Origin of the sequence: Alicyclobacillus acidocaldarius subsp. acidocaldarius Tc-4-1, from assembly GCF_000219875.1 — a bacterium.
Lineage (GTDB): Bacteria > Bacillota > Bacilli > Alicyclobacillales > Alicyclobacillaceae > Alicyclobacillus > Alicyclobacillus acidocaldarius_A.
Genome location: NC_017167.1, coordinates 2,418,054 through 2,436,331 on the forward strand (window position 1 = coordinate 2,418,054; position 18,278 = coordinate 2,436,331).

General features: G+C 63.6%; 19 protein-coding genes. 3 read left to right on the forward strand and 16 right to left on the reverse strand.

Going from position 1 to position 18,278, the window contains the following annotated elements; all coding sequences use genetic code 11:
- Positions 1 to 13: 13 nt before the first annotated feature.
- From TC41_RS11765 to TC41_RS11805, 9 genes are all read right to left on the reverse strand, one after another.
- Positions 14 to 796: an exodeoxyribonuclease III gene (locus tag TC41_RS11765; protein ID WP_014465284.1), complete on the reverse strand. Its 783-nt coding sequence runs from the start codon at positions 794 to 796 to the stop codon at positions 14 to 16.
- A 22-nt stretch (positions 797 to 818) separates the two neighbouring features.
- Positions 819 to 1,157 (reverse strand): S41 family peptidase, encoded by a 339-nt coding sequence (locus TC41_RS11770; RefSeq protein WP_014465285.1) that lies wholly within the window; start codon positions 1,155 to 1,157, stop codon positions 819 to 821.
- Positions 1,132 to 1,473, reverse strand: coding sequence for a S41 family peptidase (locus TC41_RS11775; RefSeq protein WP_014465286.1), 342 nt, complete (start codon positions 1,471 to 1,473; stop codon positions 1,132 to 1,134). The genes TC41_RS11770 and TC41_RS11775 overlap by 26 nt, the downstream gene beginning before the upstream one ends.
- A 192-nt stretch (positions 1,474 to 1,665) precedes the next feature.
- The gene (gene gap / locus TC41_RS11780; protein ID WP_014465287.1) at positions 1,666 to 2,670 is read right to left on the reverse strand and encodes a type I glyceraldehyde-3-phosphate dehydrogenase; all 1,005 of its coding nucleotides are present in this window, start codon (positions 2,668 to 2,670) and stop codon (positions 1,666 to 1,668) included.
- Positions 2,671 to 2,692: 22 nt separating this feature from the next.
- Positions 2,693 to 3,721: a sugar-binding transcriptional regulator gene (locus TC41_RS11785; RefSeq protein ID WP_014465288.1), complete on the reverse strand. Its 1,029-nt coding sequence runs from the start codon at positions 3,719 to 3,721 to the stop codon at positions 2,693 to 2,695.
- 167 nt (positions 3,722 to 3,888) lie between these two features.
- Complete coding sequence (gene coaA, locus TC41_RS11790; protein ID WP_041695412.1) at positions 3,889 to 4,848, reverse strand: type I pantothenate kinase; 960 nt, start codon at positions 4,846 to 4,848, stop codon at positions 3,889 to 3,891.
- Between the two features lie 210 nt (positions 4,849 to 5,058).
- Positions 5,059 to 6,888, reverse strand: a complete 1,830-nt coding sequence (locus tag TC41_RS11795) for an ABC transporter ATP-binding protein (protein ID WP_014465290.1) — start codon at positions 6,886 to 6,888, stop codon at positions 5,059 to 5,061.
- 1 nt (position 6,889) lies between these two features.
- Positions 6,890 to 8,650, reverse strand: a complete 1,761-nt coding sequence (locus TC41_RS11800; protein WP_237700117.1) for an ABC transporter ATP-binding protein — start codon at positions 8,648 to 8,650, stop codon at positions 6,890 to 6,892.
- 198 nt (positions 8,651 to 8,848) lie between these two features.
- Positions 8,849 to 9,673 carry an AraC family transcriptional regulator gene (locus tag TC41_RS11805; RefSeq protein ID WP_041695902.1) on the reverse strand — a complete coding sequence of 275 codons (825 nt, stop codon included), beginning with the start codon at positions 9,671 to 9,673 and terminating at the stop codon, positions 8,849 to 8,851.
- 179 nt (positions 9,674 to 9,852) lie between these two features.
- On the opposite strand from TC41_RS11805, the gene TC41_RS11810 reads away from it, so the two are divergent.
- The 3 genes from TC41_RS11810 to TC41_RS11820 all read left to right on the forward strand — a co-directional run bounded on the left by TC41_RS11810 (position 9,853) and on the right by TC41_RS11820 (position 11,660).
- Entirely contained in the window at positions 9,853 to 10,344 is a 492-nt protein-coding gene (locus tag TC41_RS11810; RefSeq protein ID WP_014465293.1) for a DUF1641 domain-containing protein, read from the forward strand.
- A 66-nt stretch (positions 10,345 to 10,410) separates the two neighbouring features.
- Complete coding sequence (msrB, locus tag TC41_RS11815; RefSeq protein WP_041695903.1) at positions 10,411 to 10,872, forward strand: peptide-methionine (R)-S-oxide reductase MsrB; 462 nt, start codon at positions 10,411 to 10,413, stop codon at positions 10,870 to 10,872.
- 8 nt (positions 10,873 to 10,880) lie between these two features.
- Positions 10,881 to 11,660: a YdcF family protein gene (locus tag TC41_RS11820; RefSeq protein WP_014465295.1), complete on the forward strand. Its 780-nt coding sequence runs from the start codon at positions 10,881 to 10,883 to the stop codon at positions 11,658 to 11,660.
- Here TC41_RS11820 and TC41_RS11825 read toward each other — a convergent pair.
- The 7 genes from TC41_RS11825 to cmr5 form a co-directional block, all read right to left on the reverse strand.
- Positions 11,657 to 12,454: a 3'(2'),5'-bisphosphate nucleotidase CysQ gene (locus TC41_RS11825; protein ID WP_014465296.1), complete on the reverse strand. Its 798-nt coding sequence runs from the start codon at positions 12,452 to 12,454 to the stop codon at positions 11,657 to 11,659. The two genes, TC41_RS11820 and TC41_RS11825, sit on opposite strands and share 4 nt — an antisense overlap.
- Positions 12,455 to 12,548: 94 nt before the next feature.
- Entirely contained in the window at positions 12,549 to 13,604 is a 1,056-nt protein-coding gene (locus TC41_RS11830) for a mannonate dehydratase (protein WP_041695413.1), read from the reverse strand.
- A 15-nt stretch (positions 13,605 to 13,619) separates the two neighbouring features.
- Positions 13,620 to 14,246, reverse strand: coding sequence for a bifunctional 4-hydroxy-2-oxoglutarate aldolase/2-dehydro-3-deoxy-phosphogluconate aldolase (locus tag TC41_RS11835; protein ID WP_014465298.1), 627 nt, complete (start codon positions 14,244 to 14,246; stop codon positions 13,620 to 13,622).
- Positions 14,243 to 15,232: a sugar kinase gene (locus TC41_RS11840; RefSeq protein WP_041695414.1), complete on the reverse strand. Its 990-nt coding sequence runs from the start codon at positions 15,230 to 15,232 to the stop codon at positions 14,243 to 14,245. The genes TC41_RS11835 and TC41_RS11840 overlap by 4 nt, the downstream gene beginning before the upstream one ends.
- Positions 15,233 to 15,534: 302 nt before the next feature.
- Positions 15,535 to 16,713 (reverse strand): glycerate kinase, encoded by a 1,179-nt coding sequence (locus TC41_RS11845; RefSeq protein ID WP_041695415.1) that lies wholly within the window; start codon positions 16,711 to 16,713, stop codon positions 15,535 to 15,537.
- 16 nt (positions 16,714 to 16,729) lie between these two features.
- On the reverse strand, positions 16,730 to 17,875 hold the full coding sequence (gene cmr6, locus TC41_RS15445; protein ID WP_148260203.1) for a type III-B CRISPR module RAMP protein Cmr6: 1,146 nt from the start codon (positions 17,873 to 17,875) through the stop codon (positions 16,730 to 16,732).
- Complete coding sequence (cmr5, locus tag TC41_RS11855; RefSeq protein WP_237699931.1) at positions 17,868 to 18,278, reverse strand: type III-B CRISPR module-associated protein Cmr5; 411 nt, start codon at positions 18,276 to 18,278, stop codon at positions 17,868 to 17,870. Before cmr5 ends, cmr6 begins: the two co-directional genes overlap by 8 nt.

The window sequence follows — 18,278 nt, forward strand, 5'->3', positions numbered from 1 at the left end:
CTTGCACACCAGCTTACTTACCCGAATCCTTCCACGCCTCAAGCGCCATCTCCAACACGACCGGGCAGTGATCGCTCCCGAGGACGTGATCGTCGATGCGAGCGTCGAGGATGCAATCCCGCAGCCTCTCGCTGACCAGGAAATAGTCGATCCGCCATCCGATGTTCCGCTCCCTCACACGTGGCATGTTCGACCACCACGTGTATTTGTCCGTCACGTCCGGATACAGCGCGCGAAAGGTGTCGACAAACCCTGCGTCGAGAAGTTCGGTCATCTTGGCCCGTTCTTCGTCGGTGAATCCCGAGTTGCCGCGATTTGATTTCGCGTTTTTGATGTCGATCTCCTGATGCGCCACGTTGAGATCCCCGCACGCGATAACGGGTTTCTCTCGGTCCAGCGCACAGAGATACGCGCGAAACGCGTCTTCCCATTCCAGGCGATACGGCAGGCGCGACAGGTCCCGCTTCGCGTTTGGCGTGTACACCGTCACCACGTAAAACGACGGGAATTCGAGCGTGATGATCCGGCCCTCCGGATCGACGCCGTTGCCGAACCCGTAGCGAACGTCGAGCGGCGGCATGCGCGTGAACACGGCCGTGCCGGAGTAGCCCTTTCGCTCTGCATAGTTCCAGAATTGCTGGTATGCCTCGCCGATGGGAAGCTGGATCTGTCCCGCCTGCAGCTTCGTCTCCTGCACGCAAAACACGTCGGCATCGACGGACTCGAAATACGGAAGAAATGCGCCCTTGTTCACGCAGGCGCGAAGCCCATTCACGTTCCACGATACGAACTTCAACGTCGTCCTCCTCACCAGATCCTCAATCGTCGCTCGCAAGAAGTTCGAGGGCTAGCTCCAATGCCGGATCGCGCCCCGAAGACAGGTCCTCGAGCGACACGTCCACAGACACATCGGGCCACAGACCAACGTTTTCGAGAATGGCGCCGACGCCCATGCTGAAGCCGGCGCGCTGACAGGTGATGGGTTGCCCGGTCGACCCGGACGTCGTTTCTCCCAACACGATGGCGCATTTCGTCACGAGGAGCGGCATCACGAAGTCCTCAGCCGCAGACGCGGTCGCGCGATCCACCAGAACGGCCAATCGCCCTCGGAACACAGGTTCCTCCGGTTGCTCATACAGCGGGTCGCCACACGGCACCGCTGCCGTCCGGCCGAATGGAGAACTCCCCCTCTCCCCCGGATCTTCGCCACAGAAAGCCCACATCAGCAGCGAACTCCGTCCACCACGGCCACGGCCTCTCCATCAAGGCCCGAAGGAGCTTTGTGGGCGTCGCTCCTCCAGTATTGCCCCGGACGTCCACCACGAGGGCGTCTGCGTTCGACACGCGCGTCACCCACGCCACAGCAGCCTCTTCGTATGCGGGATCTGCAAAGCTTGGCACGCGAAGATATGCGACGCCATCCGGCACGAGCCGCCGCCCTTCCGGCGTCTCCTTGTACGAATCAGGGAGCATTCGAGGGATCGTGACGGTGCGCCTGCGCAGGCCGTCGTCAAATTCGAGGGCCCTTCATCTTCATATCAAGTTCGTTCAGGCCCCTCGGAACCCCTCCTACCTGAGATCCGTCCCAAAGGCCAAATGTAAGGAAAAAACCCGCGCCCAGAGTGCCAGTTGGCACTATGGGCGCGGGCTCGTGCTTCGCGAGCGTCACATCTTCGATGCGATGTAGCAGGCGAGATCGACCACGCGGTTCGAGTAACCCCACTCGTTGTCGTACCACGCGATGACCTTCACCATGTCGTCGATGATCATCGTGGACAGGCCATCGACCGTGGACGAATGCGCGTCGCCGTTGTAGTCCTTCGAGACGAGCGGAAGTTCGTTGTACGCGAGAATACCCTTGAGCGGGCCCTCCGCAGCGCGCTTCAGCGCGGCGTTCACCTCTTCGACCGTCACGGGCTTCTTCGTCTGCACGACGAAGTCGACAAGCGAGACGTTTGGCGTCGGCACGCGCATCGCCATGCCGTTCAGGCGACCCTTCAGGTGGGGCAGCACGAGGCCGACGGCCTTCGCGGCGCCGGTGGTAGTCGGAATGATGCTCAGCGCGGCGGCGCGGGCGCGGCGCAGATCGCTGTGCGGCAGGTCAAGGATGCGCTGGTCGTTCGTGTACGAGTGCACCGTCGTCATGAGGCCCTTCACGATGCCGAACTCGTCGTCAATCACCTTAGCGACCGGCGCAAGGCAGTTGGTGGTGCAAGACGCGTTCGAGATCACGTGATGCTTGGCCGGATCGTACATGTCGTGGTTGACGCCCATCACGATGGTGATGTCCTCGTTCTTGGCCGGCGCCGAAATGATGACCTTCTTCGCACCGCCCTTGGTGATGTGCACCTCGGCCTTCTCGCGGTCCGTGAACAGCCCCGTCGACTCAATCACAATGTCCACGCCGATCTCGGCCCAAGGAATCGCGCCCGGATCCCGCTCGGCGAACACCTTCACCGTCTTGTCCGCGACGACGAGATCGTTGCCTTCTGCCCGCACGTCCTCGGGCAGGATGCCGTGCACGGAGTCGTACTTGAGGAGTGCGGCGAGCGTCTCCGCGTTGGTGAGGTCGTTCACCGCCACAATATCGATGTTCGGATTGTGAAGCGCCGCACGAAACACATTGCGGCCAATGCGGCCGAAGCCGTTAATGCCTACCTTCACTGCCATGTTCGACCCTCTCCTTGCCTGCTTAGGTTTCGAGCTGCAAGATGCGGCGCGCTGCGCCTTCATCCGTCACCAACACGTCAATTCGATAGGCGTTTGCCACGCTGGCGATGGCCTGGGCTTTTCTCTGTCCTCCAGCCACGGCGATCACGACCCTCGCGCGCGCCACATCATCGAGCCGAAGCCCGATGGTCCGCATCGCGTAGACGACCTCGCCCTTCGCATTGAAGTAGTGCCCGAAAGCCTCGGCTTTCGCCTCGCGCGCCTGAAGGAGTTGGATCTCTTCTTCCGTCGCGTGGCGACGCCGGGCCATCGCCAGAGCGTCCCCGACGCCATGCACCACAACGGTCGCCCGGCGGATGATGGGCAAGCGCTCCTGAATGTAAGGATCGTCCAGAAGTTGCTCGAGCGCCTTCTGCGACAGGCTGTCGGAGATCTGCAGGAGAACGGACGATCCGCCGAGTTTCGCCGCGAGCTCGGACGCAATGGTGTTGGCCTGATAAGCGACGATCTCGCCGACCGTGCCTCTCGCGGGCACCACAGTAATGCTCTGCCGAAGAGGTTTTGCGCTCATGGCCTTCGCCACAGCGGCGACGGTGGTGCCACCCGTCACCGCGATGATGTCCCCGTCCTGAAGCACCTCGGTGAGCACATCGCTTCCAGCCTGGCCAATGCGATCTGTCACCCAGGCATCCTCGTCCGCATCGCCTTCCACCACGATGACCCGGGGAATGCGAAGAAGCGAAGAGACGCGCCAGGCCAAATCGGAGCGCCCCGCGATTTCCGCGACGAGCGGCTCGAGCTCGGCCAAAAGCGCTTTGCCCTCCGGCGTCAGCGACACGCCGGACGAGGACGTCGCCACGAGCCCGAGTTGCTTCAAATACTCCAGTTCGGTGCGAAGCGTCCGCTCCGACTGGCCCATGGCTTGCGCGAGGGCTCGCCGGCCGATGGGCGCGTGCGCATCGATGCGCTGCATCACCCGCACGCGGTGTTCCATGGCCCTCACCAACTCAGGCGCGACCCGTTCAACCGCGGCCCACACCGTCCACTCCATGCCACTTCTCCTCATCGTCACTGGTCGGTCGTGTCGCCACAACGCCTATCGTCGGGGAGGATCCGGCGGAACAAAAGGGACACTTTTCGTCCCGTAGGATCCTCATACCGTCCCATCGTTTTCAGTGTAGCGCGTTTGCAGCGCAGGCGCAATGCGTCTCGGCCCGTTCATATCTTGCGCAGATGGACCTCCTGTACGCGGTGGTGCGCGCCTTTGGCCAGGATCAGATCCGCCCGGGACTTCGTCGGCGCAATGTTTTCGCGCAAGTTCTTCGCGTTGATCTCCTCCCAGATGCGCAACGCGGTTGCCACGGCTTCCTCATCGGACAAATCCGCGTAACGCCGGAAATAGGACTTGGGATCGCGGAACGCCGTCTCCCGCAGCTTCAAAAACCGGTCGACGTACCAGCCGCGGATGAGGTCTTCTGGCGCATCCACGTAGATGGAGAAGTCAAAGAAGTCGGAGACGAAAATGGTCATCGGGCGCCCGCTCGAAGACATGCGCGTCTGAAGCACATTCAACCCCTCGAGAATCAGGATGTCGGGCTGCTCCACGACGATGCTCTCCCCGCGCACAATGTCGTACTCGATGTGGGAGTAGACGGGCGCCTCGACGCGCGGTTTGCCGGATTTGATGTCCGCCAGAAATCGAATCAACCGCCGCGTGTCGTAGCTCTCTGGAAAGCCCTTTCTTTGCATCAAGCCTCGCCGTTCGAGTTCAGCGTTCGGATAGAGGAAGCCGTCGGTGGTGACGAGATCGACCTTCGGATGGTTCGGCCAGCGCGACAAGAGCGCCTGGATGATGCGGGCGGTCGTGCTCTTGCCGACGGCGACGCTGCCCGCGATGCCGATGATGTAGGGGACCTTGCGCGACTGATGGCCCAAAAACGCGTGAGTGGCCTCGTAGAGATTCTGCGTCGCGGCCACATACAGGTTGAGGAGCCTGGAAAGGGGCAGATAAACCTCCTCGACCTCCTCCAGGGACACGCGTTCGTTCAAGCCGTGAAGCTGGGCGAGATCGTCCTCGGAGAGAAGGAGCGGGGTGGAGTCGCGCAGTCGGCTCCACTCCTCGCGCGAAAGAGTCAAAAAGGGAGAAAAGCGCTCGCTGGCCTGTGCCTGATTCTGCATCATTCGCCCCCCGCAATCTGTCTCGAAGCGGATGGATGAGTCCGTCATGAACGCATAAAGCCCGGCCTGACTCGCCGGGCCAACGACAGTATACAATGTTCAATCCGTCAAAGAAAAGGAATGCTGTACAGTCGTGCGTATCCAGTTCACGTAGTTAAAGTCTCAAGTCGTGGTGTAGAATCTGTCTTCTACGCTCCGTGCGGCCAAACGTCATCCTTCCATCATGCTTCGATACTGCGCCTGCACGAGCTTGTAGTAGGCGCCGCGGCGGCGCATGAGATCGTCGTGCCGGCCGCGTTCGACGATGCGACCGCCGTCAAACACGAGAATTTGATCCGCCTCGCGAATGGTGGACAGCCGGTGCGCGACGACGAACGAAGTACGCCCTTCGAGGAGGACCTTGAGCGCCCGCTGAATGAGGTGCTCCGTGTATGTGTCAATGCTCGCCGTGGCCTCGTCGAGAATGAGAATCCTGGGATCCGCGAGGATGGCGCGCGCAAACGAGATGAGCTGGCGCTGCCCCTGGGACAACCGCGTCCCGCGCTCCTGCACCTCGGTGAAGTAACCGTCCGGGAGGCGGCGGATGAACTCATCCGCGTACACGGCCTTCGCCGCTGCAATACACTCTTCGTCCGTCGCATTCGGCCGGCCGTAGCGGATGTTGTCTATGAGCGAGCCCGAGAAGAGGAACGTCTCCTGCAGCACCATGCCCATCTGCCGACGAAGGCTGCCCAGTGAAACGGAGCGGAGGTCGTGCCCGTCGATGCGGATCTCGCCCGAGGTCGGATCGTAGAAGCGGGCGAGCAGATTGACGACCGTCGATTTTCCAGCGCCGGTGTGGCCGACGAGCGCGATGGTCTCCCCCGGGCGTGCGACGAACGAGACGTCCTCAATGGCCAGGCGCGAGGGCTGGTAGGCGAAGGTGACGTGACAGAATTCCACGTGCCCCCGGACAGGCGGTAACTCACGCACGACGCCGCGGTCCGTCACTGTCGGCCGGGTGTCGAGGTATTGAAAAATGCGCTCCGACGACGCCATTGCGACGAGCACCTGGTTGTACAGTTGCCCGAGCTGACTGATGGGCGTCCAAAAGCTGCCCAGATAGTTCGCGAACGCGACGAGAAGCCCGACGGTGACCACGCCCGTGTGCACGAGATGAACGCCGTACCAGAACAGAAGTGCCGTTCCGAGGGCACCGGTGAGGTCCACCAGCGGGCCAAACGGGATGCTGAACCGCTGCGCTCTCAGAAAGGTCCGCATGTAATCGCGGTTCATGTCCTCGAAGAAGGTCTGATTTTCATCTGCGCGGACGTACGCCTCCGTGACCCGCATGCCCTGAATGGCTTCCGCCAAGTGCGCGTTCAGGCGGCTCAGGCGCAGGCGGACCTGTTGCCAGGCGCGTCGAATTTGCACAGTCAGCCGCAGCGACAGGACGAACATGAACGGCACAACGACCAGCGCGACTGTCGCGAGCCGCCAGTTGAGCGAGAACATGATGGCGATGATGCCTATTAACGTGAACACGTTCGTGATCGAATTGATGACGCCGTTGGTGAACAGATCCTGGAGCGAGTTCACGTCGTTCAAGATGCGGACCAGGATGGAGCCCGCGGGGCGCGCGTCAAAGAAGTCGGATGAGAGCCCCTGCACGTGGACGAACAGCTCGTCGCGCAGGCGTTGAATGACGCGTTGCCCGAGGCGATTGGTGAGGTCAATCCGGCAGAACGACGCGGCGAAGTTGAGGAGATAGAGCGCGACGAGCGCCGCCGCGTACTCGAACAGCAGGTGCGAATGGCGATGGCCGACGAGCGCGTCGACCGCTCGCCCCACCAGATACGGCGCGAGCAGCGTCACGACGAGATTGCCGCCCGTCGCGAGGAGCGCCAACGCAATGAGCTTCGGATAGGGCCGCATGTAGGAGGCGAGCCGCAGAATGAGCGACAGCTGCAGCTTTTTCTCGAGCGCCTCATCGTCTCGATAGATGAACGGCGCGCGGAGGAGCGCCTCGGCGTTATCCTGGACTTCCTGCGCACGTGCCATCTCAACGCTCTCCTTCCGCCATGCAAGCATTCGTGAACTGGTGCAAAGCCTCGAGATCCCTAAACTGCATGTCGTAGATCTGGCGGTACAGGCCGCCGAGATCGAGCAGTTCCTGGTGTCGGCCCCGCTCGACGATCCGACCGCCGTCGAGCACGAGGATCTCGTCCGCGTCTTTCACAGCGTTCAGTCGCTGGGCGATGAGAAGCGTCGTGGCGCGCCCTGCTCGTGCGGCGAGACGCTTCTGTATCACTTCCTCCGTCTCCATGTCGACGGCGCTCGTCGCGTCGTCCAGGATGAGAATGCGAGGCTCGGGCACGAGCGCGCGGGCGATGGAAACCCGCTGCCGCTGGCCTCCGGAAAGGCCGAGACCCCGCTCGCCCACGAGCGTGAGATACCCGTCAGGCAGCCGATGGATGAACTCGGCCGCGTCCGCCACTTCGCTTGCCTCTTGCACCCGGGCCATGTCCGCGTCCGGGCGCCCGTAGGCGATGTTGGCAAAAAGCGTCGTGGAGAAGAGGAACGCCTCCTGAAAGACGAAGCCTATTTGCCGCCGCAGGGCCTCCCGCTTCCATTGACGCACGTCGACGCCGTCCACGAGGACCGCGCCTTCGTCCACGTCCCGGAAGCGGGGAATCAGCGAGACGAGTGTGGACTTGCCGCTTCCCGTGAGGCCGACAATCGCGAGGGTCTGGCCGGGCCGCGCGGTGAACGTGATATCGCGCAGCACGTATTCACCGCCCAGCTTGACGCTCACGCCGCGAAACTCGACGAGTCCCTCCATCGGACGGTCCACTTCCTCAAGAGAGTCGTCGAGATCGTCCTCCTGCTCGAGGATCTCGAGGAGGCGGGCGCCGGCGGCGGTGGCTTGGGTCCAGTTGTTCAGGAAGAACCCGAGCTGCGACATGGGCCAGATCATGTACCAGATAAGCGAGAGAAAGGCGACGAGATCGCCGAGATTCATGTGGCCCGACATCACGAGCCACCCGCCGACGAGAAGGATGAGCACGACGCCGAGATTCCCGGTCAGCTCGATGGCGGGAAAGAAGGCGCGCCACAGCCGCGTCGCGCGGATGTTCGCGTCGTAATACGCCTGATTGCGCTCCCGGAATTTGTCGATCTCGTGCGCCTCGCGCGCGAAGGACTTCACGGTGCGAACGCCCATGAGGCTCTCTTGGACGCCCGAATTCAGCCTGCCCAGCGTTTCGCGGATGGCCATGAAGACGGGGCCAATCTTCTTGTCGAAGCGGATGGCCGTCGCGGCGAGCACGGGAACGACGATGGAGAGAAGAAGAGCCAGCCGGACGTCGAGCGTGAGCATCATGCCGATGCTGAACACGATGGTCAGGAATAAGTTCACAAGGTTGTTGATGCCAAACGCGAAAAACATGCGGAAGGCGTCGAGATCGGCCGTGAGGCGAGACATGAGGTCGCCCGTGTGGAACTCGTCGTAAAACCGAAATGGCAGGTGGTTGAGCTTGCGGTACAGCTCGTTGCGCAGATCGAAGGCTGTGCGCGCGCCGAACACCTGCGCCAGGTACGCCTGCGTGAAGTTGCAGACGCCCTTGACGAGGGACGCGAGGAGGATGGCCCCGGCGAGCGGGAGCAGCAGATCCTCGCGGCGCCCGAGGATCACGCGATTCACAATGGCCTTCAGGAGATAGGGATACGCGAGCTGCAACAGGGCCGTCAAGACGAGGAAGCCGAGGCTCACCCAAAGGAGCGACAGGTACGGCCGATAAAAGCGAGATAATCGTCGGTACACGCCAGCCAAGACAGGTCTCTCCCCTTTTCGCGGCCGGAGCCGGATCAGTCGCACGCCAGACATTGAATCACAGTCGGCCGCGAAACGGGATGACGAATCTGGTTATCTTTTTCCGAATGTGGCTGGTGCGCAAACACCGCTCGCCAAGACCAAAATCAACACGTCGTTCCCATCAGAAACGGCAGGATTCACGTGTCATCACGTCGCTCGCTGGCGGAACTCACGAGGCGAGATGCCGTATTTCTGGCGAAAGACGCGATAGAAATAGGAGTACGAATGAAACCCGCATCGGTCGGCAATCTCCTCGAGGTTCAGGTTGCTGAAGCGCATGCGATCGCACGCCATCTGCAGTCGCACATTTTGCAGGTACTGGACGACGGTCTGACCGTAAGCCTCTTTAAAGATGTGCACGACGCGCGAGACCGAGAGCCCGACGGCGTTGGCGACGTCCGAGAGCGACAGGTCTTCCGCCGCATGCCGCTCGATATAGGCTCGAATGCGCTCCGCTGCGATAGGGACGGGCGTGGCGCGCTTCGGATCGTAGCCGTATTTGTCAAACGTGAGGCACAGCGACCGGAGCAAGTAGTCGCAGAGCTCTTGGTCCGGCTTGCCCGGCCGGCGGTATTCTTCGATGAGCTGGCGCCAGAGATACACGCAGTTTTCGTGTAGCGCGAGGCGCAAGTGCCGCTTCCTCGGCCGATGGTTCCACCATTCATCGACCCACGGGCCGTTGCAGAACAAGTACAGATCGGTCGACAGGTGCTCGCCCGGGCGTTCCCCCTCGTCCGGCTCGATTCGCAGCTCGTACGGTTCCCCTGCCGGAAAGAGGAGCAGGTCCCCTGCGCTGACCACCATCGATGCACCGGACGTCGTGACGACCGCATGGCCGTCGAGCTGAAGGCGAAACAGGTAGCAGTCGAGCCCTTGGTGCACCGTCTGCACGAAGGGGGTATCGTGCTCCGCAAATCCTGCGCCGAGAAGCCAGGCTTCAGGCTCTCGGCTCGCGCGACTCCCTCGAGACACGAAGCCATTCACTCCCATCGCGAGGCCATCTGCCCACGCAGATCTCGCGTTCTTCATGGCATCCTCTATTAGACATCGGGCCTCGCGTCCACTATACTGAGCAGTGGAATCGAGAGTCCCAGACAATCACAACCAAGCACGCAGTTCTACGGTGCAAGGCGCAAGGAGGCTCATCCGTCGTGAGTGAGACGCAACAGATGCAAGAGACGCTGGATGTGTCGGACATTCTGCTGGATCCGTCCGTTCAACGGTCGTTGAACCACGTGCTCGAACGGTTGCCGCAGATCGCCAAGCTGGTGGAGGCGCTGACGGCCGATGAGCGCACGCTCGAAAGCCTCACCGCCATCGTCGAACACCTCCCCCAACTCGCGAAGTTGGTCTACCTCGTCAGCCGCGTGTCTCAGGCCGTGGAAGACGTCATCACGGACGGAGACTCGCTCGAAGGATTCGGCAAGCTCGCCAAACAAATGGTCGAACCGGCCGTGGGCCCCGCGAAGAAGCTGCTCGATGCGTACAAGGTGGCCAAGGAGCGCGCCGAACACGACACTACCACGTACAGCGTGTTCAGCCTGCTGAAACTCCTCAAGGAGCCCGTGGTGCAGAAGAACCTCCGCATCGTCTCCGCCATGCTCGAGGAACTCGGCAAAGACGAGTCCCACGGCCACCATTGAGCCTGTGGCGATCGCGTCGGACCGTCAAGGCGCGATCGCCCCGCCTGACGAGAGGGAGAGATGGCCATGAGCGAATCCCAGCGCAAGTGGACCAAAGAGGAGCTGCGAAAGCGCCTGACGCCGCTTCAGTACGCCGTGACCCAAGAAAACGCGACGGAGCCGCCGTTTCAGAACGAGTACTGGAACCACCACGAGGAGGGCCTGTACGTCGACATCGTGTCCGGGCAACCGCTCTTCTCGTCGAGAGACAAGTTCGACTCCGGCTGCGGCTGGCCCAGCTTCACGAAGCCCATTTCACAGGACGCCGTGGTGGAACGGCTGGACCTCAGCCACGGCATGATCCGCACCGAGGTCCGCAGCCGCGACGCAGACGCGCACCTGGGGCACGTGTTTCCCGACGGCCCCATCGACAAGGGCGGTCTCCGCTACTGCATCAACTCGGCGGCGCTCCGCTTTATCCCGAAGCAGGACCTCGAAAAGGAAGGGTACGGCGAATACCTCACGCTGTTTGAGGACGGCGAGGACTGATTCCCCGTATGCTGTGGGCCGTCAAGCTGGCGGAGAGCCTCGCCCTGCCGCCGGGCCTCTTCTCCACCCTCACGTTGGTCTTGGCCGTTCTCCTCGCACGCCATTGCCGCAGATTTGCCATCGCGTTGGCCGCCGTGTCGCTGGCCTTCGCTGCCGCGTGCACGACGGCCGTCGGCAATTGGCTTCTCATCCCTCTCGAACGCGCTTACGCGCCGCCTGCGCGTCCCACAGGTGACGCCATCGTGGTGCTCGGCGCGGGCTTTTCGGCGGCCACGCCGGATTTCGCCGATCCCGCCCTCGACACCGGCACCCTGTACGGCGACTCAGGCGAGCGCGTCCTCGCCGCGGCGGCCCTGTACCGCGAGCTGCACCTGCCCATCGTCCTTTCCGGCGGGCCCCTCATCCGTGCGAACGGAAAATCCTACGCGTTTGCGCTCATCGCCGCGCGCGATCTCGCCGCACTCGGCGTGCCACCGCGCGACCTGTACGTGGACGCCACGAGCCGGACGACCGAGGAGAACGCCGAACACACGGCCGTCATCCTGCGCAGGCTCCACCGCTTGCACCCCGTTCTCGTCGCATCGGCGGCGCAGATGGCGCGCGCCGTCATGGACTTTCGGCGCGTCGGCGTGGCGGTCGAGCCGTACCCGGTCGGCTATGTCGCGAGCTCCGTCCCCACGCCCCTCGCGTACGCGTGGCTGCCCTCGCAGGCGGGCTTCGACGAGACCTGCACCGCGCTGCACGAAGACCTCGGCATCCTCGCCGCGCGCCTGCACCTCCACGGCTAGGCGCGCCGTGGGGCGTGCCGCTCAAGCAGCAGGGCGAGATCGCCGTACGCCTCGCGCGTGGCCGCCACGATGCCGCGGGTGAGCGTGTGCGGCTGGTTGAAGCGAAACGGTCGCCCGGCGCCGTCGTGCACCCGGCCGCCCGCCGCCAGGACGAGCGCGACGCCTGCCGCGATATCCCACTCGTGTTTGGGGCCGAGGCTGAATGTCCCATCCGCCTCGCCCGCTGCGACGAGCGCGAGCTTGTACGCGATGGAGCCCACCGCCCGGACGTCGAGGACGCCGGCAAACGGCTCGAACTCGCCGCGGTTCATCTCCGACCGGCTGCCGAGAATCGTGAGCCGCTCGCCGCGGATGCGGGAACAGGCCATGGGCGTTCCATTCCGCCATGCGCCGAGGCCCACCGCGCCGAGAAACAGATCCCCCGTCGCGGGATTCACCACCGCACCCGCCACCGGCTCGCCGTCCCGCGCCAGCGCCACCGAGACGGCGTACTCGGGAATGCGGCGGACGAACTCCCTCGTGCCGTCAATGGGATCGACAATCCACACCCAGCTTTTCCTCAGGCGATCCGGCCGATCCTTCGTCTCCTCCGACAGCCAACCGGCCTCCGGAAGCAGCGCGAGGAGTCTCTCTTTTAGAAACGCGTCACAGGCGAGATCGGCCGTGGTGACCGGGTCCCGCCTCTCTTCCGGATGCTTGAATTGCGTGTCAAAGCCCTGCCTGGCGATGTCCTCCACCAGGCGGCCTGCCTCCTGCACGACCTCCGCCAGGCCGTCGAGCCATGCCTTGTCCATGCGCCCTTCCGACTCCTTATGCACCTCGTGCCCAGATCAACACCCGCCTTCCATTATACCGGCGGTGTAAAGCGGAGCGGTGCAGATAGCCGCGTCAGACTCTGTTCTCGACGAACGCACGGGACGCCTCCCAGAGCCCGTTCAGATACGTGAGGCCGAGCGCGCGATCGTACAGGCCGTAGCCGGGGATGCCCGTCTCGCCCCAGATCATCCGGCCGTGATCCGGCCTGGCCGGGCCCTGGTAGTCGAGCCGCGCGAGAATGGCCACGAGCTCCGCCATGTCGACCGATCCGTCCCGCGACAGGTGGCCGGACTCGTAAAACGATTTCTCGCCGACGCGCTTCACGTTTCGCAGGTGAACGAAGTGAAGCCGATTGCGCTCGCCGAGATCGCGCAGGATAGCCGGCAGGTCGTTCTCCGCCGTTGCACCGAGCGATCCAGAGCAGAAGCACACGCCGTTTGCGGGCGAATCGCAGATCTCGAACATGCGCAGAAACGACGCGTGCCGGCCGATGATGCGAGGGATGCCGATGACGGGCCAGGGCGGATCGTCCGGATGGATAGCCAGGCGAATGCCTACCTCTTCCGCGACGGGCGCGACGGCGCGCAGGAAATAGGCAAGGCTGTCCCAGAGTCCCTCGTCGCCCCGCTCCCGGTACTCGTCCCGCAGGCGGCGCAGTTTCTCGCCGTCCTCGTCGATGTTCCAGACCGGCAGCTTCACCCGACCCGACAGGAGCGCCGCTTCGTCCACCTCGTCGTGGAAGTACGCAAGCGAGTTCGATCCGTCCGGCAGCGGATAGGCGAGCGAGGTGCGCATCCAGTCGAAGAGCGGCATGAAGTTGTAGCAGACCGTGTCAATCCCGGCCTTCGCGAGCCGCCTGAGCGTCTGTTGATACGCCTCGATGTACCTGTCGCGCGCCGGGCGCCCAAGCTTGATGTCCTCGTGCACCGGCACGCTCTCGATGACGGTCAGGCGAAAGCCGTGTGACTCCACCCGACGCACAAGCTCGCGGATCTCGTCTTCGGGCCACACTTCGCCCGGCGGCACGTGGTAGAGCGCGGAGACGATGCCGACGCACCCTGGGATCTGCCGGATCTTTTCGAGCGTGACGGGATCGTCAGGTCCGTACCAGCGGAAGGAAAGCTGCATCGCCGCCACCTCCCCTCATCCGCGGACGAGCCGCGTCAGCCGCTCCGCCCGCTTCGCGATGGACGCGTAGTCCCGCGCCTCGATGTCGGACTTGGGAAAGAGCGAGCTGCCGACGCCGACCGCCACCGCGCCCGCGTCGAGAAACGCGCGCGCATTGTCCTCGCTCACGCCGCCCGTTACCATGGCCTTAAGATCCTTGAACGGACCGCGGAGATCGCGCAGATAGCCCGGGCCCACGAGGCTGCCAGGGAAGATCTTCACCGCCTGCGCGCCGTGCCGAAGCGCCGCGGCGACCTCCGTCGGCGTGAGCACGCCCGGCACCATCGGGACGCCCCATTCCTTAGCGGCTTTCATCAGGTCGGGATCGAGGTGCGGAGACACGAAGAACGACGCGCCCGCCTCCTTCGCCGCCTGCATCTGGTCGCGCGTGAACACGGTGCCTGCGCCAAGTAGGACGCGATCGCCCAACGCCTCGCGCGTCCGCCGGATGAGTTCCGCGCCGTCCGGCGCGTCCATGGTTACCTCGATGGCCCGCACCCCGCCGTCGACGAGCGCACGCACCACGTCGAGAAACGTGTCCGACGGCAATCGCCGCAGGACCGCCACAATCTTCTCCTGTTCCAGCATCGATACCAGGTTCATCGCTCCACGCCTCCCTGGCCCTCGAGATACGACATGGCCTCGCGCCACGTCGGATAGCCGTCATAATCCCCTCCGGCGGTCACGGCGCACGCGCCGACGAGCGCCGCCAGCCGCAGCGCCTCCTCGGTGGTCCAGCCCTTCATCCGCCCCGCAATGAATCCCGCGTTGAAGCCATCCCCCGCGCCGACCGTGTCCACCACGTTCGAGACGGGCCACGCCGGCACGTGGAGTACGCCGCCATCCGACAGCCACTCCGCCCCTTCCGCGCCCCGCTTGACGATCACGCCTTCACCAGCAAAGCCCATGTCCCGGATGGACGCCCAGACCTCCTGAGCGCGTGCCGTGCCAAGCAACATCTCCGCCTCCGTGTCACCTAAAAACAGCCACGTGACCTTCGGCGCGACTTGCACCAAGAGCGCCCGCCACGCGTCTTCGGGCGCCAGCTTGAGGCGCACGTTGATATCAAACGAGACCGTGGCGCCACATCGCCGCGCTGCCTCCACGAGCGCATCGCTCGCCGCGCGGGCCGCTTCGCCAATCATCCAGGTGATGCCCGTCCCGTGCACCCACGCAATTTCGCCCGACGCAAGCCGTTCCTCGGCTGGATACGTCGCGAACCCTTCCTCGGCCATAGCGGACTGGCTGCGATAGTAGAACACCTCGGTCCGCCCGTCGAGCCCTGCCCACTGCTTGAAGTAGATCCCCGTTGGGCACCGATGGGAGGCCGTGACGAGTCGGTCATCGACGCCTTCCTCGCGCAGCGCACGGCGGATCTGTTCGCCAAACGGATCATCGCCCACCTTCGCCAGATACGCAACGGGGACCTCCAATCGCGCGAGGCCGACCGCGGTGTTCAGTTCCGCGCCGGCACAACTCGTGTGAAAGCGGCGCACCTGATGCAGCCTCCCGGCGCCATCCGGTACGCAGACCACCAGCGGTTCTCCAAATGTCAAGACGCGCAATTCGCTCGGTTCTCGATCCGCCATCTCGCCCCTCCTCGCCGACAGGCTCGACCAGCGCGCCAAGCGGTGCGCATGGCGCACAACCGCCACGAGCCTGTGCCAGCTCTTGTATACTTGTGTGTTAGAAGATGTGAAAGAATGAGGGCGAGATCGCCCACAAAGCCATTGTAGCATGAACGCGGCAGATGCGGTTCGACCCACGACAGGTGCCAAAGCGGCCATAGTGCAGACCGGTCGGCAACACGGGCACGCGCGAGACCCGCGGCGCGAGGCGTACCGCTTACGGTTGGCGACGGAGGATTCGCCTCCTTCCGGCTCGCGCGGACCTACGGCTTTCCAACCCGGCCAGCGAGCCACGCGCGAACGGCGTTCTCCGTCGCCGATGCGAGAAGCGACGTGGCGTTCGCCATGGCCTCGTCCAGCGAGATGGGCCCTCGCGCGATGGAGAACATGGCGGATACGCCGTGCTCGTACAGCTGCTCGGCGCCCGGGGCGATGGCCCCGGAGATACAGAACACCGGCACGCCGCGGGCTTGCGCGCGCCGGGCGACGCCAGCCACCGCCTTGCCGCGCGCGGTCTGCGCATCCGTGCGTCCCTCGCCCGTCAGGACGAGCGCGGCACGTTCGAGGGCGTGATCGAACCCGACGGCGTCGAGCACGAAATCAATGCCGGACACGCGCGTGGCGCCTAGAAGGTAGAGCGCGAAGCCAAGGCCGCCTGCGGCACCTGCGCCGGGCAAGTCCGCCGCCTGACGCCCGAACGCCGCCTCGCACAATGCCGCGATGTGCGTCAGCTCAGCGTCCAAGTAGGGCTCGTCTTCCGCAGGAACGCCCTTCTGCGGCCCGAAGACGGTGGTGGCCCCGTTTTCGCCCGTGAGCGGGTTGTCCACGTCGCATACGGCGAGCATCTCGGCGCCGCGGAGGCGCTCATCGAGGCCAGACACGTCGACGCGCACCACGCGGTGAAACTCCGCCGGCACCGGGGGCACGTCCTGGTCCACATCATCGAGGAAGCGTACGCCGAGCGCCGCGAGCATGCCGACGCCCGCGTCGTTCGTGGAGGATCCCCCGAGCGCGACGGCGATGCGGCGATAGCCCATGTCGAGCGCGTGCCGGATCATCTCGCCGACCCCGACCGTGGTCCGGCGCCAGACGTCCGCGCCCGAACGGAGGGCCTCCGGCAGGCCGACGGCCTCCGCGCACTCGACGACGGCGGTGCCATCGGGGAGGGCAAGGAAGCGCCTCTCCTTGCGGTGACCGCTCGCCGTCGTGACGACGACCGATAACCAACGCGCATGGGTAGAGGTCGCGATCGCATCGAGTGTACCTTCGCCGCCGTCGGCGATGGGAAGGAGGCTGAGCTCCGCAGCTCGACAAGCGCGGTGGGCGCCTTCCGCCATGGCTCGGGCGGCCTCTACCGCCGTGAGACAGCCCTTGAAGGAATCGGGGGCGAGGAGGAGGCACAAGTTTCTTGGTTGTCCGGCTACTGGCGTCCCTCGTGCCATGCTCATCCTCCTCGGGTTACAACTTCGGACGGAATGGTCCATTCGGACGGTTCTGCCGCATCGTCGTTGACGGCGAGGTCTTCACTTTATCCCACTCCACCCGTTCAGGATCCAAGTCAGGGCGGAACTTCTTCAACTTCAGCTCTAAGGTCCCACCAATTTCCGGAGCCTCTCTGAATGTCACGCTGCTCGCGACACCGTAGAGACGAGGTGGGTTCACCGTTTCAAACCATATGCCTTGTTTACCTTCGGGCGGCTCGATTCGCCTGACGCGGAGGATATCCCCTGCACGAGGCATCGACGGCGGCTGTGTAGCACCGGAAATGAACTCCGCTTGTCTTCGCTTCGCTCGCCCGTAACCGCTCGACTTTTTCCCGCCGAGGCCCCACAGGGAAAGGGCGTCCAACAGCCGGTCCCACGACCAGGCGAGCCATTCCTCAGCTTTTTCCTCCTCACAGTCCATTCCGAGCCTGAGGAGAAACGTCGGGCGGTCGAGGCTCAGAAAATGGACTGGGATGGGGTCGTCCATTCCGTGCGGCGTGTCCAGTCCACGGTAATAGGATGGATAATGAATGGTCATAACCTCGAGTCGCAGGGATTTGAGCGCCTCGGGCTTGATGAGCGCATCGTAGAAGATCAACGCGCCCCGGTTCCGTTCCTCGTCGTCTCGTTCAGTGGTGCCAAAGAGAAAGCGATGGCCTTCCCCGCCTCGCTGAAATTCCGGATGACGCCCCTGTTGACCGACGACGTCGTGCACAAAATGAGACAAAAGCCCCTTCAATGTGCTGCCCGGGATATAAGGAACCCCGTACACGGGATGGAACATCAGCCCAACCTCGTACACCGACTCGCGGCCGAGGCCCACTGCCACGCGTTCTGCAAACTCGATCTCGCCACTCACATGGCGAGTACGTCTCATGCTGGGCATCGACGCGGCCCGTTGATACACCCGCGGATAGAGATCACCCTGTTGTGCAGCGCAGAACGCCTTGTGAATTCGTTCATATGCCGAGGCCAGCAAACTCCCGGCATCACCTTGAGGTTCATGCACGCCGACGAATCCAAATCGCTGAAAGACGAGGCCCGGATTCTCCAACTTGGCGCCTACCGTCTCCCACATGCTCTCTTGCGCCAGAGGGCCTCGAATGTCACGATCACGCATGCGGCTCCTCCTCGTCGCCAAACTGGATTTCGACCATTCGCTTCAACCAGGAGGCCGCCTCCAGCGAGAGGCGCGATACGACAAGATACTCGTGCAGTTTCATCTGTGTAAGCTCATCCGTCTTCAGCTCCTTCATTCCAGTGAAGGGAGACAAAAGAGAGGCCAGATGAGCGAGCACGAGTCCGTGAGCCGTGGGATTGTTGGAGGCCCGGCGAGATCGACTTTCCAAGTAGGCGATGGTCTGAAAGAGACCGGATTGATGCAGCAAAGCTGGCAATCCACGCGCCAATGACGCATATTCGGAACGCACACGAGTGTCGGCCGCTTCACGAACGAGGTTCTTAGCACATTGCAACCATTGAACCGCGCGCGGTTGCAAATCGGACTCAAGCACGCTGTGCAT

Excerpts from the sequence above, each read along its gene's own strand:
- TC41_RS11775 (WP_014465286.1), bottom strand. The coding sequence starts at position 1,473 with ATGCTCCCTGATTCGTACAAGGAGACGCCGGAAGGGCGGCGGCTCGTG.
- gap (WP_014465287.1), bottom strand. The coding sequence starts at position 2,670 with ATGGCAGTGAAGGTAGGCATTAACGGCTTCGGCCGCATTGGCCGCAAT.
- TC41_RS11785 (WP_014465288.1), bottom strand. The coding sequence starts at position 3,721 with ATGGAGTGGACGGTGTGGGCCGCGGTTGAACGGGTCGCGCCTGAGTTG.
- coaA (WP_041695412.1), bottom strand. The coding sequence starts at position 4,848 with ATGCAGAATCAGGCACAGGCCAGCGAGCGCTTTTCTCCCTTTTTGACT.
- TC41_RS11795 (WP_014465290.1), bottom strand. The coding sequence starts at position 6,888 with ATGGCACGTGCGCAGGAAGTCCAGGATAACGCCGAGGCGCTCCTCCGC.
- msrB (WP_041695903.1), top strand. The coding sequence starts at position 10,411 with ATGAGCGAATCCCAGCGCAAGTGGACCAAAGAGGAGCTGCGAAAGCGC.
- TC41_RS11820 (WP_014465295.1), top strand. The coding sequence starts at position 10,881 with ATGCTGTGGGCCGTCAAGCTGGCGGAGAGCCTCGCCCTGCCGCCGGGC.
- TC41_RS11825 (WP_014465296.1), bottom strand. The coding sequence starts at position 12,454 with ATGGACAAGGCATGGCTCGACGGCCTGGCGGAGGTCGTGCAGGAGGCA.
- TC41_RS11830 (WP_041695413.1), bottom strand. The coding sequence starts at position 13,604 with ATGCAGCTTTCCTTCCGCTGGTACGGACCTGACGATCCCGTCACGCTC.
- TC41_RS11835 (WP_014465298.1), bottom strand. The coding sequence starts at position 14,246 with ATGAACCTGGTATCGATGCTGGAACAGGAGAAGATTGTGGCGGTCCTG.
- TC41_RS11840 (WP_041695414.1), bottom strand. The coding sequence starts at position 15,232 with ATGGCGGATCGAGAACCGAGCGAATTGCGCGTCTTGACATTTGGAGAA.
- TC41_RS11845 (WP_041695415.1), bottom strand. The coding sequence starts at position 16,713 with ATGGCACGAGGGACGCCAGTAGCCGGACAACCAAGAAACTTGTGCCTC.
- cmr6 (WP_148260203.1), bottom strand. The coding sequence starts at position 17,875 with ATGCGTGATCGTGACATTCGAGGCCCTCTGGCGCAAGAGAGCATGTGG.
- cmr5 (WP_237699931.1), bottom strand. The coding sequence starts at position 18,278 with ATGCACAGCGTGCTTGAGTCCGATTTGCAACCGCGCGCGGTTCAATGG.